At 64.0% G+C, this 1,068-nt stretch carries 1 protein-coding gene; it reads right to left on the bottom strand.

All coding sequences use genetic code 11. The annotated features are described in order from the left end of the window. On the bottom strand, positions 1 to 844 hold an 844-nt coding region (gene nhaA / locus EOB49_RS34045), incomplete at its 3' end, for a Na+/H+ antiporter NhaA (protein ID WP_127383515.1). Between the last annotated feature and the right edge of the window lie 224 nt (positions 845 to 1,068).

Below are 1,068 nucleotides of genomic sequence, written 5' to 3'. Positions count from 1 at the left end.
CGAGCGAAACGCCGGCATTGGCAAAGCCGAAGATCGGGATGACGACGAAGGCCACTATCTTGTGCAGACCATGTTCGAGCCGGTGCAGCGGCGAATGGTCGAGATCGTGGCCGATCCCGGCGGAGCGCTCGAGCGGGATGGTCAGCGCCAGCGCCACGCCGGCAAGCGTTGCATGGACGCCCGATTTCAGCACCAGGACCCACAGGATGACGCCCAGAACGAGATAGGGCACAAGCGTCATCACCCGCATGCGGTTGAGCACGACAAGCGCGGCAATGACAGCGAAGGCAGCTCCCAGATAAGCCAGCGACAGGCCGCTGGTGTAGAAGATGGCGATGATGATGACGGCACCGAGGTCGTCGATGATGGCCAGTGCTGTGAGGAACACCTTCAGCGAAGCCGGCACGCGGCTGCCGAGCAGCGACAGCACGCCGAGCGCGAAAGCGATGTCGGTGGCGGTCGGGATCGCCCAGCCGGACAGGGCGGCCGCATTGTTGCGGTTGACGGCCACATAGACGAGTGCCGGGACCACCATGCCGCCGGCGGCGGCGATGCCGGGCAGCACGCGCCGGGGCCAGGTGGAGAGCTGGCCGTCCAGCATCTCGCGCTTGATCTCCAGTCCGACGAGCAGGAAGAACACCGCCATCAGCCCGTCATTGACCCAATGCGAGACGCTGAGCGGGCCGAGATAGGCGTGGAGCGCGGAGAAATAGGTTTCGGCGAGCGGCGAATTGGCGACGATCAGGGCCAGTGCCGCCGCCACCATCAGGAAGATGCCGCCGGCCGCTTCGCTATCGAGGAATTCGCGGAAGACGGAAACCGGCCGCTGCTTCAGATCCTGCATGTCGCCTCCGTTAAGCCGCCTGTTTGGCGGGCTTCATTGTCCAAGCGCTAGCGCCGCCCCTCACCTGCCTGCCGGCATCCTCTCCCCGTATAGTAACGGGGAGAGGGACGCTGTCATTTATGATTTCGCCAATCACCAACGTTACAGAAATTACGCCTAGGTTGCGGCTAGCCACTTCTCCCCGTCACTATACGGGGAGAAGTGCCCGGCAGGGCGATGAGGGG

This window comes from Mesorhizobium sp. M7A.F.Ca.MR.148.00.0.0 (assembly GCF_003997735.1).
Classification (GTDB): domain Bacteria; phylum Pseudomonadota; class Alphaproteobacteria; order Rhizobiales; family Rhizobiaceae; genus Mesorhizobium.
Note: the sequence above shows the minus strand (reverse complement) of the source record. Positions and strands in the feature narration are given on the sequence as shown.